Genomic DNA, 13,370 nt, shown 5'->3' on the forward strand with positions numbered 1-13,370 from the left:
GTTTTCAGGCCTCCGTGCTGATGAAGACGTTCTTGGTCTCGGTGAAAGCGGAGAGGGAGTCGGGTCCGAGCTCGCGGCCGAGCCCGGACTGCTTGTAGCCGCCGAAGGGCGTCCAGTAGCGGACGCTGCTGTGGGAGTTGACCGACAGGTTGCCGGCGGCGACGGCACGCGAGACGCGCAGCGCGCGGCCCACGTCGCGGGTCCACAGGGAGCCGGCGAGGCCGTACTCGGTGGCGTTGGCCAGGCGTACGGCGTCCTCCTCGTCCTCGAAGGGCAGGACGACGGCGACGGGTCCGAAGACCTCCTCGGCGGCCACGGGCGCGGTGGGGCCGACGCCGGTGACGAGGGTCGCGGGGTACCAGAAGCCGGGGCCCTCGGGGGCGGTGCCGCGGACCACGGTGAGGTCGTCGGTGACGTAGGACCGTACGCGGTCCAGCTGCACCCGCGAGATCAGCGGCCCCATCTGCGTCTTCTCGTCGTTCGGGTCCCCGACGACCACGCTCTCGATCGCGGGGGCCAGCAGCTCCATGAACCGGTCGTAGGCGGAGCGCTGGACGAGGATCCGGGTGCGGGCGCAGCAGTCCTGCCCGGTGTTGTCCAGGAAGGACATCGGAGCGGCGGCCGCGGCGGCCTCCAGGTCCGCGTCCGCGAAGACGATGTTGGGGTTCTTGCCGCCGAGTTCGAGGGTCACCCGCTTCACCCGGTCGGCGCACTTGGCCATGATCTGCTTGCCGACCCGGGTGGAGCCCGTGAAGACGATCTTGGCCACGCCCGGGTGCTCGACGAGGGCGTCGCCCGCGACCGTCCCGCGGCCGGGCAGCACCTGCAGCAGGTGCTCGGGGAGTCCGGCCTCCAGGGCGAGCTCCGCCAGCCGCAGCGCGGTGAGCGGCGTGGTCTCGGCGGGCTTGAGGATGACGGCGTTGCCGGCGGCGAGGGCCGGGGCCAGGCCCCAGGCGGCGATCGGCATGGGGAAGTTCCACGGGGCGATCACGCCGATGACGCCGAGGGGTTCGAGGAAGGTGACGTCGATGCCCCCGGCGACGGGGATCTGACGGCCGGAGAGCCGCTCGACTCCGCCGGCGGCGAAGTCGAGGACGTCGCGCACGTTGCCGGCTTCCCAGCGGGCGTTGCCGATGGTGTGGCCCGCCTCGCGGACCTCCAGTTGCGCCAGTTCCTCGATGTGCCCGTCGACCACGGCGGCGAACCGGCGCAGCAGTCTCGCCCGGTCGGCGGGCGCGGCGGCCGCCCAGGTCCGCTGGGCCGCGGCGGCCCGTACGACGGCGGCGTCGACATCGTCCCGTGTGGCGGCCGGGACGATGGCGACGAGTTCCTCGGTGGCCGGATTCAAGACTTCCAGCGCGTCGGACACGTGGTGGCCTTTCAGACGTTCGGGTGCGGTGGGTGCGGTGGATCCGGTAATGCGGTGCCGTGGGACGGCTCCGGTTCGGGTTCCGGTTCCGGTTCGGGTTCGGGTTCGGGTTCGGGTTCGGGTTCTACAGGCGTTCGAAGGAGCGGCGCAGTTCCCAGTCGGTCACCGCGGAGTCGTACGCGTCCAGTTCGACGCGGGCCATGTTCCGGTAGTGGGCGACGACCTCGGGGCCGAAGGCGGCCTTGGCGATCTCGCTGTTCTCCCAGAGTTCGGCGGCCTCGCGCAAGGTGGTGGGGACGTGCGCGAAGTCGGCGGTGTAGGCGTTGCCTGCACAGGGCTCGGGCAGCTCCAGCTGGTGCTCGATGCCGTAGATCCCGGCCGCGACCAGGCCCGCGACGGCGAGGTACGGGTTGACGTCCCCGCCGGGGAGGCGGTTCTCGAAGCGCATGGAGCGGCCGTGGCCGACGACGCGCAGCGCGCAGGTCCGGTTGTCCACGCCCCACGCGACGGCGGTCGGCGCGAAGGATCCCGGACGGAAACGCTTGTACGAGTTGATGTTGGGGGCGTAGAGAAGGGAGAAGTCGCGCAGCGCGGCGAGCTGGCCGGCCAGGAAGTGGCGCATCACCGGTGACATACCGCCGTGGGCGTGCGCGTCCGGGCCGTCCGCCGCCATCGCGTTGCGCCCGTCGGCGTCGCCCAGCGAGAGGTGAATGTGGCAGGAGTTGCCCTCGCGCTCGTCGTACTTGGCCATGAAGGTGAGCGAGACGCCCTCCTGGGCGGCGATCTCCTTGGCCCCCGTCTTGTAGACGGCGTGCTGGTCGCAGGTCTTCAGCGCCTCGTCGTAGCGGAAGGCGATCTCGTGCTGGCCGAGGTTGCACTCGCCCTTGGCCGACTCGACGACCAGGCCCGCGGCCTGCATCTCGTTGCGGATGCGGCGCAGCAGGGGTTCGACGCGGCCGGTCCCGAGGACGGAGTAGTCGATGTTGTACTGGTTGGCGGGGGTCAGGCCGCGGTAGTTGGAGTTCCAGGCCTGCTCGTAGGTGTCCTGGAAGACCATGAACTCCAGCTCGGTGCCCACCATCGCGGTGTAGCCCCGTTCGCCGAGGCGCTCCAGCTGGCGGCGCAGGATCTGCCGGGGTGCGGCGACCACGGGCGAGCCGTCGCCCCAGGCGAGGTCGGCGAGGAGGAAGGCGCTGCCCGGGTTCCAGGGGATCCGGCGCAGGGTGGCGAGGTCGGGGTGCATGGCGAAGTCGCCGTAGCCCCGGTCCCAGGAGGACATCTCGTATCCGTCGACGGTGTTCATGTCGGTGTCGACGGCGAGCAGGTAGTTGCAGCCCTCGGTGCCGTGCTCGAGGACCTCGTCGAGGAAGAACTGGGCGGCGAACCGCTTGCCCTGGAGCCGCCCCTGCATGTCGGGGAAGGCCAGGACCACTGTGTCGATCTCACCGCTGGCGACGAGAGCTCGGAGCTCTTCCGTCGAAAGCGGCGGCTTGCGGTCTACCACGGGAATCTCTCCTTCGGTGAGCCGAATACGCCTAAGGTATTGAACAGAACCATTGCTTGGGAAGGGGAGGAGGCGAGATGACCGATACGGCGAGCGAGGGCGACTCCGTCGCGCGGCTCAATCCCGTGCTGCGCCAGGTGCGGGCGGGCAACGGTTTCGAGGAGGCGCTGGAGCAGATCCTCCAGGTCGTCCGGCTCGGCCTGGTGCCGGGCGGGGAACGGCTGCCGCCCGAGCGCGAGTTGGCCGAGCGGATGGGGATCAGCCGGGTCACGCTCCGCGAGGTGCTGAAGGTGCTCCAGGACCAGGGCCTGGTGGAGGCCCGGCGCGGGCGGTACGGCGGAACGTTTGTGCTGCCCCGCCCCGACACCCCGGCCGGGGGCGCCGAGGAGGAGCTGCGCCGGCGCGTCGCGGGCGTGGACATCGAGGACGTCCTGCGCTTCCGCGAGGTCCTGGAGGTGGGCGCGGCCGGACTGTGTGCGTCCCAGGGGCTGTCGGAGCCGGACACGGACCGGCTGCTCGGCGCGCTGGCCGCCACCCACGACGCCCCGCTGGCCGCCTACCGGCGCCAGGACACGCTCTTCCACCTCACCCTGTGCGAACTCGCCGGATCCGCCACCCTGACGGCCCAGTACGCGGCCGTCCGCGCGACCGTGAACGACCTGCTGGACTGCATCCCGCTGCTGGTGCGCAACCTCGAGCACTCCCAGCAGCAGCACAGCACGCTGGTGGAGGCGGTGCTGGAGCGGGACGCGGACGCGGCGCGCGAGGTGATGCGCGAGCACTGCTGCGGCACGGCGGCGCTGCTGCGGGGGTTCCTGGCCTGAGCGGGGCGGGCGCGCGGGAGCGGCGGGGAGGGCCGCGGAAGCCCCCGGGAGGTTTTCGTAACCCCTGTTTAACGCAGGGGTCTTGCGCCCGCCACGCCGGAGCAGCAAAGGTACGCCCCACAACCATTGCCCTAGGCAGGAGCGCACATGGCCGACGACACCGGCGCACGGCTGGCAGCCGTGCCCGAACCCACCACATCCCCCGAGAACGGCGGCGACGGCTACCTGGAGCGCCGCACCCTGCGCCGCGGCAGCGCCGGCTGGCTGCTCCTGACCGGCCTCGGTGTCGCGTACGTCGTCTCCGGCGACTTCTCCGGCTGGAACATCGGCCTCGCCCAGGGCGGTTTCGGCGGCCTCGCCATAGCCACCGTCCTGATGGGCGCGATGTACGCGTGCCTGGTCTTCTCCCTCGCCGAGCTGTCCGCGATCCTGCCGACCGCCGGCGGCGGCTACGGCTTCGCCCGCCGGGCGCTCGGCACCTGGGGCGGCTTCCTCACCGGCACCGCGATCCTCATCGAGTACGTCCTCGCCCCGGCCGCCATCGCCATCTTCATCGGCGACTACGTCGAGTCCCTCAACCTCTTCGGCCTCACCTCCGGCTGGCCGGTCTACCTCGCCTGCTTCGCGATCTTCATCGGCATCCACCTGTGGGGCGTCGGCGAGGCCCTCAGCTTCTCCCTCGTCGTCACCGCCATCGCCGTGATCGCCCTCATCGTCTTCGCCGTCGGCGCGTTCACCCAGTTCGACGCCTCCAACCTCGACAACATCGCCGTCGACACCTCCGCCGCCGGCGCGAGCTCGTGGCTGCCGCTGGGCTTCCTCGGCATCTGGGCCGCCTTCCCCTTCGGCATGTGGTTCTTCCTCGGCGTCGAGGGCGTTCCGCTGGCCGCCGAGGAGGCCAAGGACCCGGTCCGCTCCGTGCCGCGCGCCCTGTCGATCTCCATGGGCATCCTGGTCCTGCTCGCGCTGGTCACCTTCCTCGCCTCGACCGGAGCGCGCGGCGCCGACGCCATCAAGGACGCCGGCAACCCGCTGGTCGTCGCCCTGGAAGGCGACCCCGGCCTCTCCTGGCTGAAGACCTTCGTCAACTACGCGGGCCTGGCCGGGCTCGTGGCCTCCTTCTTCTCCCTCATCTACGCCGGCTCGCGCCAGCTGTTCGCCCTCTCCCGGGCGGGCTACCTGCCCCGCTTCCTGTCCCTGACCTCCCGGCGCAAGGCCCCGTACCTCGGCCTTCTCATCCCCGGCGCGATCGGCTTCGCGCTGGCCGCCGCCACCGGGAACGGCCCGCGCATGCTGAACATCGCGGTGTTCGGCGCGACCATCTCGTACGCGCTGATGGCCCTGTCGCACATCGTGCTGCGGCGCCGCGAGCCCGGCCTGGAGCGCCCGTACCGCACCCCCGGCGGCATCGCGACCTCCACGGTGGCCTTCGTGCTCGCCCTCTCCGCCCTGGTCGCCACCTTCCTCGTCGACAAGGACGCGGCGTTCATGGCCCTGGGCGTGTACGCCGTCGCCCTCGCCTACTTCGCGTTCTACAGTCGCCACCACCTGGTGGCCTCCGCGCCGGAGGAGGAGTTCGCGGCGCTGGCGGAAGCCGAGGCCGAGCTCTCCCGCGACTGATCCCCGGATCCCCCGCCCCTTCCCCGGAGGTACCCACCGTGCCCAGGCCGCTCATCGGCATCACCACCTACGTCGAGGAGTCCACCCGCTACGGCGTGTGGGACCTCCCGACGGCCCTCGTCCCCACCCGGTACTACGAACTCGTCCAGGCGTCGGGCGGCACGGCCGTGCTGCTCCCGCCGGACGAGCCGGAGGCGGCGCAGGAGGTGCTGGCCCGACTGGACGGCCTGGTCGTCGCGGGCGGCCCGGACGTGGACCCGGTCCGGTACGGGGCTCCGCGCGATCCCCGCACCGGAGCGCCGGCGACGGTGCGCGACGAGTGGGAACTGGCGCTCATCGCCGCGGCGCTGGCCTCCCGCAAGCCCCTGCTCGGGATCTGCCGGGGCATGCAGGCGCTGAACGTGGCCCTGGGCGGGACGCTGATCCAGCACATCGACGGCCACGTGGTGGGCGACGGCGTCTTCTCCTGGCACCCCGTCCGTCCGGTCCCCGGCACCCGGTACGCGGCGCTGGTCCCGGAGGAGTCGGAGGTCCCGACCTACCACCACCAGGCCGCCGACCGGCTGGGCCGCGGCCTGATCGCCTCGTCCCACGCCGCCGACGGAACGGTGGAGTCGATCGAACTGGCCGACCCCGCCCACTGGGCCGTGGGCGTCCAATGGCACCCGGAACGCGACAAGGACACCCGCGTCATGTCAGCCCTGATCACCGCGGCATCCACCCCACCCGGGTGAAATCCGGTCCCGCCGACCGCATCGGCCCCGCCCGGGGCCACCTCCCAGCGGTGGCCGGGGACAGCCCCCGGTCCCGCGCCACGGGGTCAGTGGCGGGTCAGCGCGAGCAAGTCCCGCGCCGGGCCCGCCGGCCGGGCCCCCGCGGGCCAGACCGCCCGGAGCTCCCGCGCCAGCCCCGCCCCGATCACCGGCACGGACACCAGCCTGCGGCCCGCGAGTTCGTCCCCGACCGCCAGTTCCGACAGCACGCACGGCCCCGCCCCGCTCACCGCCGCCGCCTTCACCGCGGTCGTCGAAGCCAGTTCCAGCAGCGGCTCCGCCAGCCCCCCGCACCCGGCCAGCGCCGCGTCCAACACCTGCCGGGTCCCCGATCCCCACTCCCGCAGGATCAGCGGCGTCGCCGCCAGCTCCGTCGCCGAGACCCCCTGCGAGCGCCGCGCCCACGGGTGCCCGGGGGCCACTGCCACCACGAGCCGGTCCTGCGCGATCACCACCGAGTCGAGTCCCTCCGGCACGCTCAGCCCCTCCACGAAGCCGAGGTCCGCCTCGTGCGCGAGGACCCGCTCGGCCACCACCGCCGAGTTCCCCGCGTGCAGCGACACCGCCGTACCGGGGCGCTGTCCGCGCAGCGCGATCAGCCAGCCGGGCAGCAGGTACTCCGCGATGGTCATGCTCGCCGCGACCCGCAGCCGGGAGTCCCGGCGGCCCCGCAGCGCCTGCGCGCCCGCGTCGAAGGCCTCGGCCGCCTCCACCACCCGTCGCGCCCAGTCCGTGACCAGCGCACCCTCCGCCGTCAGCGTCGACCCGCGCGGGGACCGGTCCACCAGCGCGACCCCGAGCCGGGTCTCCATCGCCCGGATCCGACTGCTGGCGGCGGGCTGGGTGATCCCGAGCCGCCGCGCGGCGCCGCTCAGGCTGCCGAGGCGCGCGACCGCGATCAGCAGTTCCATGGCGCCCAGGTCGGGGACCCGGTGCGCCAGCGGAACCAGCGCGTCGGGCCGCTCCTCGCTGCCGTACGCACTGCCGTATCCGCTGCCACTGCCGTACCCATTGCCCATAAATTCAGTTTATGCCCTCATAGGACACTGCCCCCTGCCGTCCGGCCCCGCCCGGCACGAGGCTGGACCCATGGCCACCACCCTCGTACGACCCCGTCCCGCCACCCCCGGGATCCAGCGGACCCACAAGGCTCCCGCGCTGCGCCACCTCGGCCCCAACTGGTACGCCGCCGTCATGGGCACGGCGATCATCGCCAACGCCGGCGCGACCCTCCCCTACCAGCTCCCCGGCCAGCGCGTGGTCTGCCAGCTCTTCTGGGTCCTGGCCGCCACCGCCCTCGCCGTGCTCCTGACCGCCCGGGCCGGCCACTGGCTCCACCACCGCGACCAGGCCCGCGCCCACCTCCTCGACCCCGCCGTGGCCCCGTTCTACGGCTGCCTCTCGATGGCCCTGCTGGCCGTCGGCGGCGGCGCCCTGATCGTCGGCAAGGACCTGATCGGGGTCCGCGCCGCCGTCGCCGCCGACACGGTCCTGTTCACCGCGGGCACCGCGATCGGCCTGGTCGCGGCCGTGGCCGTGCCGTACCTGATGGTGGTCCGCCACAAGGTCGAGGCCCACCAGGCCACCCCCGTCTGGCTGCTCCCCCTGGTCGCCCCGATGGTCTCCGCCGCGCTGGGCCCCCTGCTGATCCCCCACCTGGCCGCGGGCCAGGCCCGCGAGGCCATGCTGCTCGGCTGCTACGCCATGTTCGGCATCAGCCTGCTGGCCACCCTGCTGATGCTCCCCCTGGTCTTCGGGCGGCTGATCGTGAGCGGCCCCCTGCCCCTGGCGCTCACCCCGACCCTGTTCCTGGTCCTCGGCCCCCTGGGCCAGTCCACCACCGCCGTGAACTCCCTCGCGGACATGGCCCCCCAGTCGATATCCGGCGCGTACTCCGGCGCCTTCGCCGCCTTCGCCGTCGTCTACGGGGTCCCCGTGATGGGATTCGCCCTGCTGTGGCTGGCGCTGGCCGCGGCGATGCTGGTGCGGGCCGCCCGCGACGGCATGGGGTTCGCGATGACCTGGTGGGCGCTGACCTTCCCCGTCGGCACCTGCGTCACCGGCGCCGCCGGGCTGGCCCGCCACACCGGGCTCACCGCCTTCTCCTGGCTGGCCGCGGCCCTCTTCCTGGCCCTGCTGACCGCCTGGCTGCTCGCCGCCGCGAACACCCTGCGGGGCCTGTTCACCGGCCGCCTGATCGCCGCACCCCGCTAGTGCCGTGCCCATCTCCTACGGGGTCGGGCCCGCCGCCCGCAGCGCCCGCGCCAGGACCTCCGGGGCCTCGGCCAGCGAGGGCCCGTACCAGGTCAGGTGCCGTCCGCTGACGAGCGCGGCGGGGATCCCGGGGAAGGCCTCGGGCCCGTCACCGGCGGTGAAGCGGTACGGCTCGTCCGGGAGGACGACGAGGTCGCAGCCCGAAGCGGCCAGCTCGGCCGCCCCGATCCGCGGATAGCGCTCCGCGTGCCCGGCGTAGGCGTTGCGGACGCCCAGGCGGGCCAGCAGGTCTCCCGCGAAGGTGTCCCGCCCGAGCACCATCCAGGGCCGCCGCCAGACCGGTACGAAGGCCAGGGCGGGCGGGAGCGGCTCCACGCGGGCCCACGCGGCCTCGGCGTCCGCCAGCCAGCCGGGCCGCTCCAGCCCCAGCGCCCCCACCAGGACCCGCTCCAGCTCGCTCAAGGCCTGCGGCAGGTCCCGTACCTCGGTGACCAGCACGTCCAGCCCGGCGGCCCGCAGCGCGGCCAGGTCCGGGGCCCGGTTCTCCTCCTCGTTGGCGATGACCAGGTCCGGGCGCAGCTCCACGATCGCCCGGACGTCGGGGTTCTTGGTGCCCCCGACGCGCGCCGCCTCCCCGAGCGCGGCCGGGTGCGTGCACCAGTCGGTCACCCCGACCAGCGCTCCGGGCGCGCTCACCGCCACCGCCTCGGTCAGGGAGGGCACCAGCGAGACGATCCGCTCCGGCGTGCGCACCCGGTTCCTCAGTGTCCCGGCGAGGGCGGTTCGGAGGTGGCGTGGATGTGGTCGCCGACCGCCACGATCAGGATCCGGGTGTCCTCGGTGACGGCCCGCCAGCGGTGGCGCACCCCGCCGGACAGGAACAGCGCGTCCCCGTTCTCCAGCCGGTAGGCCCGGCCCTCCGCCTCCACCTGGCAGGCGCCCGAGACCACGTACATCAGCTCGTCGTTGCGGTGCTGGTACTCGCGGCCGGCGTCCTGGTCCCCGGTGAACTCCAGTGCGTGCAGCTGGTGGTGCCCGCGTACGAGGGGCCGTACGCCGGGGACCGGGGTGAGCCCCGAGTCGTCGCCGGCCCGGACGAGGTCCACGGTGCGCGCGGTGTCGGAGGCGGCCAGCAGCTCGACGGCCGTGGTCTCCAGCGCGTCGGCGACCCGTTCGAGGGACCGCATGCTGGGGCGGGCCCGTTCGTTCTCTATCTGGCTGAGGAAGGGGACCGACAGGCCGCTGCGCGCGGACACGGCGGCGAGCGTGAGGTGCAGCGCCCGGCGTCTCTTGCGCACGGCGACGCCCACCCGGAGCGGCTCCTTGGCGTCCTTGTCCCGGTCGCGGTCCTTCTCGTCGGGGCCGCCCGCGCCGTTCGCGGCGCCCGCACGGCGGGTGCCGCTCGTACCGTCCGTACCGCTGCCGCTCGTACCGCTCACGCTCTTCGTGCCGTCCGTGCCATCCCTGTCGTCCATGGCGGGGCTGCCCTCCCCTTGTCCTGGTCCATCGCGCATCGGTGTGCTGTAAGCACCTTACGCAGCAACCGGCCCCGGTTTCGCGCTCAAGAGCCGAGAGACCGCACCTGCGCCACTTTGCCCGTGGCGCCAAGGCATCATCGTGATCGTGACGACGACACGACGCCTGATGCTCCTGGACACCGCCTCCCTCTACTACCGCGCGTACTTCGGCGTGCCGGAATCCGTGAAAGCCCCCGACGGCACCCCGGTCAACGCCGTGCGCGGCCTGCTCGACTTCATCGGCCGCCTCGTACAGGACCACCGGCCCGACGATCTCGTGGCCTGCATGGACGCCGACTGGCGGCCGCACTGGCGGGTGGAGCTGATCCCCTCCTACAAGGCCCACCGGGTCGCGCAGGAGTCCGCGAGCGGCCCCGACCTCGAGGAGACCCCGGACACCCTGGCCCCGCAGGTGCCGATCATCGAGGCGGCCCTGGACGCCTTCGGGATCGCCCGGGTGGGGGTCGCCGGCTACGAGGCGGACGACGTGATCGGCACGCTGACCACCCGCGCCACCGGCCCGGTGGACATCGTCACCGGCGACCGGGACCTGTACCAGCTGGTCGACGACTCCCGGTACCGGCGCGTGCTCTACCCGCTGAAGGGGGTCGGCACCCTCCAGGTGACCGACGAGGCGTGGCTGCTGGAGAAGTACGGGGTCGACGGCCCGGGCTACGCGGACCTGGCCCTGCTGCGCGGCGATCCGAGCGACGGCCTGCCGGGCGTCCCGGGGATCGGCGAGAAGACCGCGGCGAAGCTGCTCCACGCGTACGGGGACCTGGCCGGGATCATCGCGGCGATCGACGACCCGAAGTCGGCCCTGACCCCCACCCAGCGCAAGCGGCTCGACGCATCCCGGCCGTATCTGGCGGTCGCCCCCAAGGTCGTCCAGGTCGCCTCCGATGTTCAACTGCCGCCGTTCGATCCGGCGCTCCCGGCCGCTCCGGCCCGGCCCGACCTGGTCGCGGCACTCGCCCGGCGCTGGGGCCTGGGGGGAGCAGTTGAACGCCTGAGCAGCACACTGCGCCCTTGAGGTGCTAACTTAGGTAATCCTAAGCTTCACGAAAGTCAGGGTCGGAAAGTCAGGGAGACGTCGTGGCAGAAGGACGCGCCCGCAAGGTCGGCACCGCAGTCGTCGTGCGCACCGAGCGGTTGACGCCGCACATGGTGCGGATCGTTCTGGGCGGTGACGGGCTGGCCGGCTTCGCAGCGGGCGCGTACACCGACCACTACGTGAAGATCCTGTTCGCACCGGAGGGCGTGCGCTACGCCTCCCCGTGGGACCTGGAGCAGATCCGGTCGGCCCACCCCCGTGAGGAATGGCCGCGCCAGCGGGCGTACACGGTCCGCGCCTGGGACCCGGCGCACCGCGAGCTGACCCTCGATTTCGTGGTCCACGGCGACGAGGGCCTGGCCGGCCCCTGGGCGGCCCGCGTCCAACCGGGTGAACTCGTGCGCTTCCTGGGACCGGGCGGCGCCTACACCCCGGACCCGGTCGCCGGCTGGCACCTGCTGGTCGGTGACGAGAGCGCCCTGCCGGCGATCGGCGCCGCGATGGAGCGGATGCCCTACGGCTCCCTGGTCCACGCGTTCATCGAGGTCGAGGGCCCCCGGGACGAGCTGAAGACCGCCACCCCGGACGGCACCACCCCGATCTGGGTCCACCGCGGCTCCCGCCCCGTCGGCGAGGCGCTGACCGAGGCCGTGCGGGCGCTGGCCTTCCCCTCCCGCGACGTCCACGCCTTCGTCCACGGCGAGGCGGGCTTCGTCAAGGAGCTCCGCCGCCACCTGCGCGTCGAGCGCGAGATCCCGCGCGAGCGCCTGTCGATCTCCGGCTACTGGCGCCTGGGCGAGACGGACGAGGGCTGGCGCGCGATCAAGCGCGACTGGAACGCCGGGGTCGAGGCCGAGCAGGAACCGGTCGGCGCCTCGCGCTGAGCCCCCGGACCGCCGTGCCCCGGCCCGCGAGGCGGGGCCGCCCGGTCGGCGCCACAATGGGGGCATGCGTACGCTCCGCGCGCTGACGGCGGCCGGAGCAGCCGCCCTCCTGGCGACCACCGGGACGGCAGCGGCCGCGCCCGGTCCGCCGCCCGCGCCGAAACCCCAGATCAGCGACGCGCAGGTCGAAGCGGCCGTGCGCCACCTCGACGCAACCGTCGAGGACCTCATGCGCCGCACCGGTGTCCCGGGCGTCTCCGTCGCCGTCGTCCACGACGACCGCGTACTGCACCTCAAGGGCTTCGGCCTGCGCCGGGTCGGCGAGAAGGACGCCGTGGGCCCGGACACCGTCTTCCAGATCGCCTCCCTCTCCAAACCGGTCTCCTCCACCGTCGTCGCCGGCGTCCTCAAGGACCCCGCCGACTTCGACCGGCACGCCGAGCTGCCCGGCTTCGCGCTGAAGGACCCCTGGGTCACCGGCCACGTCTCCACCGCCGACCTCTTCTCGCACCGCAGCGGCCTGCCCGACCACGCCGGCGACCTGCTCGAAGACCTCGGCTACGACCAGCCGTACATCCTCGACCACCTGCGCCTGGAGCCGCTGAGCGCGTTCCGCGCGAGCTACGCCTACACCAACTTCGGCTTCACCGCCGCCGCCGAGGCCGTCGCGAAGGCCCACGGCACCAGCTGGCAGAAGCTCGCCGACGACACCCTCTTCAAGCCGGCCGGCATGACGCGCACGAGCACCGAGTTCGCCGCCTTCGACAAGGCGCCCGACCACGCCGCCACCCACGTGCGCAACCCCGACGGCACCTGGAGCCCCCGCTTCGTCCGCGATCCGGACGCCCAGGCACCGGCCGGCGGGGTCAGCTCCACCGCCCGCGACATGTCCCGCTGGCTGCGGCTCCAGCTGGCCGGCGGCACGCTCGACGGCAAGCGCATCGTCCCCGCCGACACCCTCGCCCGCACCCACCTCCCCGAGATCGTGTCGCAGCCTGTGAACGCCACGGGCTCGACCGACTTCTACGGACTGGGCTGGAACGTCTCCTACGACTCCGCGGGCCGGGTCCGCCTGAGCCACTCCGGGGCCTTCGACCTCGGCGCCAACACCAACGTCACCATGCTCCCCCGGGAGAAGCTCGGCATCGTCGTCCTGACCAACGGCGCCCCCATCGGCGTCGCCGACACGGTGGCCCTGGACTTCTTCGACTTCGCCGAGCACGGCAAGAACACCACCGACTGGTTCCCGCTGGTCTCGGCCCTCTACGCGCAGCTCGACGACCAGGGCCGCTCCCCCACCGACTACGCGCGCCCGCCCGCCGCCGCCAAGGCGGCCCGGGCCGACTCCGCGTACACGGGGACGTACGACAACCCGTTCTACGGCAAGGCCGCCGTCACCGCGGACCGCGACGGCGCCCTGACCCTCGCGCTCGGGCCCGGACCCCAGCGCTACCCGCTCACCCACTACGACGGAGACGTCTTCAGCTTCGAGACGGCCGGCGAGAACGCCGTCGGGCGCACCGGGGTCACCTTCGCCGACGGCACCCTGCGCGTCGAGTACCTGGACGCCGACCACCTGGGGACCTTCACCCGGCAGTAGCCGGTCGGCCT

The 13,370-nt window shown here is 73.1% G+C and carries 12 protein-coding genes; 7 read left to right on the forward strand and 5 right to left on the reverse strand.

Features of this window, described 5'->3' with window-relative positions; genetic code table 11:
- Positions 1-4 precede the first annotated feature (4 nt).
- Positions 5-1,369, reverse strand: a complete 1,365-nt coding sequence (locus tag DRB96_RS25605; protein ID WP_112450577.1) for an aldehyde dehydrogenase family protein — start codon at positions 1,367-1,369, stop codon at positions 5-7.
- A gap of 124 nt (positions 1,370-1,493) precedes the next feature.
- Positions 1,494-2,873 carry a glutamine synthetase family protein gene (locus DRB96_RS25610; protein ID WP_112450578.1) on the reverse strand — a complete coding sequence of 460 codons (1,380 nt, stop codon included), beginning with the start codon at positions 2,871-2,873 and terminating at the stop codon, positions 1,494-1,496.
- A gap of 77 nt (positions 2,874-2,950) precedes the next feature.
- Between DRB96_RS25610 and DRB96_RS25615 the strand changes: the two genes are divergently transcribed.
- From DRB96_RS25615 to DRB96_RS25625, 3 genes are all read left to right on the forward strand, one after another.
- Positions 2,951-3,697 (forward strand): FCD domain-containing protein, encoded by a 747-nt coding sequence (locus DRB96_RS25615; protein WP_112450579.1) that lies wholly within the window; start codon positions 2,951-2,953, stop codon positions 3,695-3,697.
- A 147-nt stretch (positions 3,698-3,844) separates the two neighbouring features.
- Positions 3,845-5,317, forward strand: coding sequence for an ethanolamine permease (gene eat, locus DRB96_RS25620; protein ID WP_239516327.1), 1,473 nt, complete (start codon positions 3,845-3,847; stop codon positions 5,315-5,317).
- A gap of 38 nt (positions 5,318-5,355) precedes the next feature.
- Positions 5,356-6,051, forward strand: a complete 696-nt coding sequence (locus DRB96_RS25625; RefSeq protein ID WP_112450580.1) for a gamma-glutamyl-gamma-aminobutyrate hydrolase family protein — start codon at positions 5,356-5,358, stop codon at positions 6,049-6,051.
- Between the two features lie 86 nt (positions 6,052-6,137).
- Here the strand turns inward: DRB96_RS25625 and DRB96_RS25630 are convergent, their stop codons facing one another.
- Positions 6,138-7,109 carry a LysR family transcriptional regulator gene (locus DRB96_RS25630; RefSeq protein WP_112450581.1) on the reverse strand — a complete coding sequence of 324 codons (972 nt, stop codon included), beginning with the start codon at positions 7,107-7,109 and terminating at the stop codon, positions 6,138-6,140.
- 70 nt (positions 7,110-7,179) lie between these two features.
- Between DRB96_RS25630 and DRB96_RS25635 the strand changes: the two genes are divergently transcribed.
- Positions 7,180-8,304 carry a TDT family transporter gene (locus DRB96_RS25635; RefSeq protein ID WP_112450582.1) on the forward strand — a complete coding sequence of 375 codons (1,125 nt, stop codon included), beginning with the start codon at positions 7,180-7,182 and terminating at the stop codon, positions 8,302-8,304.
- A gap of 15 nt (positions 8,305-8,319) precedes the next feature.
- Here the strand turns inward: DRB96_RS25635 and DRB96_RS25640 are convergent, their stop codons facing one another.
- Positions 8,320-9,057 carry a helical backbone metal receptor gene (locus DRB96_RS25640; protein WP_112450583.1) on the reverse strand — a complete coding sequence of 246 codons (738 nt, stop codon included), beginning with the start codon at positions 9,055-9,057 and terminating at the stop codon, positions 8,320-8,322.
- A gap of 8 nt (positions 9,058-9,065) precedes the next feature.
- Positions 9,066-9,614: an XRE family transcriptional regulator gene (locus DRB96_RS25645; protein WP_112453705.1), complete on the reverse strand. Its 549-nt coding sequence runs from the start codon at positions 9,612-9,614 to the stop codon at positions 9,066-9,068.
- Between the two features lie 334 nt (positions 9,615-9,948).
- Here DRB96_RS25645 and DRB96_RS25650 point away from each other — a divergent pair, with 334 nt between their 5' ends.
- From DRB96_RS25650 to DRB96_RS25660, 3 genes are all read left to right on the forward strand, one after another.
- Positions 9,949-10,854, forward strand: coding sequence for a 5'-3' exonuclease (locus tag DRB96_RS25650; RefSeq protein ID WP_112450584.1), 906 nt, complete (start codon positions 9,949-9,951; stop codon positions 10,852-10,854).
- 62 nt (positions 10,855-10,916) lie between these two features.
- Positions 10,917-11,759, forward strand: a complete 843-nt coding sequence (locus tag DRB96_RS25655) for a siderophore-interacting protein (RefSeq protein WP_112450585.1) — start codon at positions 10,917-10,919, stop codon at positions 11,757-11,759.
- A 64-nt stretch (positions 11,760-11,823) separates the two neighbouring features.
- Complete coding sequence (locus DRB96_RS25660) at positions 11,824-13,359, forward strand: serine hydrolase (RefSeq protein ID WP_112450586.1); 1,536 nt, start codon at positions 11,824-11,826, stop codon at positions 13,357-13,359.
- Positions 13,360-13,370 lie beyond the last annotated feature (11 nt).

The sequence above is a fragment of the Streptomyces sp. ICC1 genome (assembly GCF_003287935.1).
Taxonomy (GTDB): Bacteria; Actinomycetota; Actinomycetes; order Streptomycetales; family Streptomycetaceae; genus Streptomyces; species Streptomyces tritrimontium.

What these genes read in the sequence shown, in the direction of transcription:
- DRB96_RS25615 (WP_112450579.1), top strand. Translation starts at nt 2,951, where the DNA reads ATGACCGATACGGCGAGCGAGGGCGACTCCGTCGCGCGGCTCAATCCC.
- DRB96_RS25650 (WP_112450584.1), top strand. Translation starts at nt 9,949, where the DNA reads ATGCTCCTGGACACCGCCTCCCTCTACTACCGCGCGTACTTCGGCGTG.
- eat (WP_239516327.1), top strand. Translation starts at nt 3,845, where the DNA reads ATGGCCGACGACACCGGCGCACGGCTGGCAGCCGTGCCCGAACCCACC.
- DRB96_RS25660 (WP_112450586.1), top strand. Translation starts at nt 11,824, where the DNA reads ATGCGTACGCTCCGCGCGCTGACGGCGGCCGGAGCAGCCGCCCTCCTG.
- DRB96_RS25635 (WP_112450582.1), top strand. Translation starts at nt 7,180, where the DNA reads ATGGCCACCACCCTCGTACGACCCCGTCCCGCCACCCCCGGGATCCAG.
- DRB96_RS25630 (WP_112450581.1), bottom strand. Translation starts at nt 7,109, where the DNA reads ATGGGCAATGGGTACGGCAGTGGCAGCGGATACGGCAGTGCGTACGGC.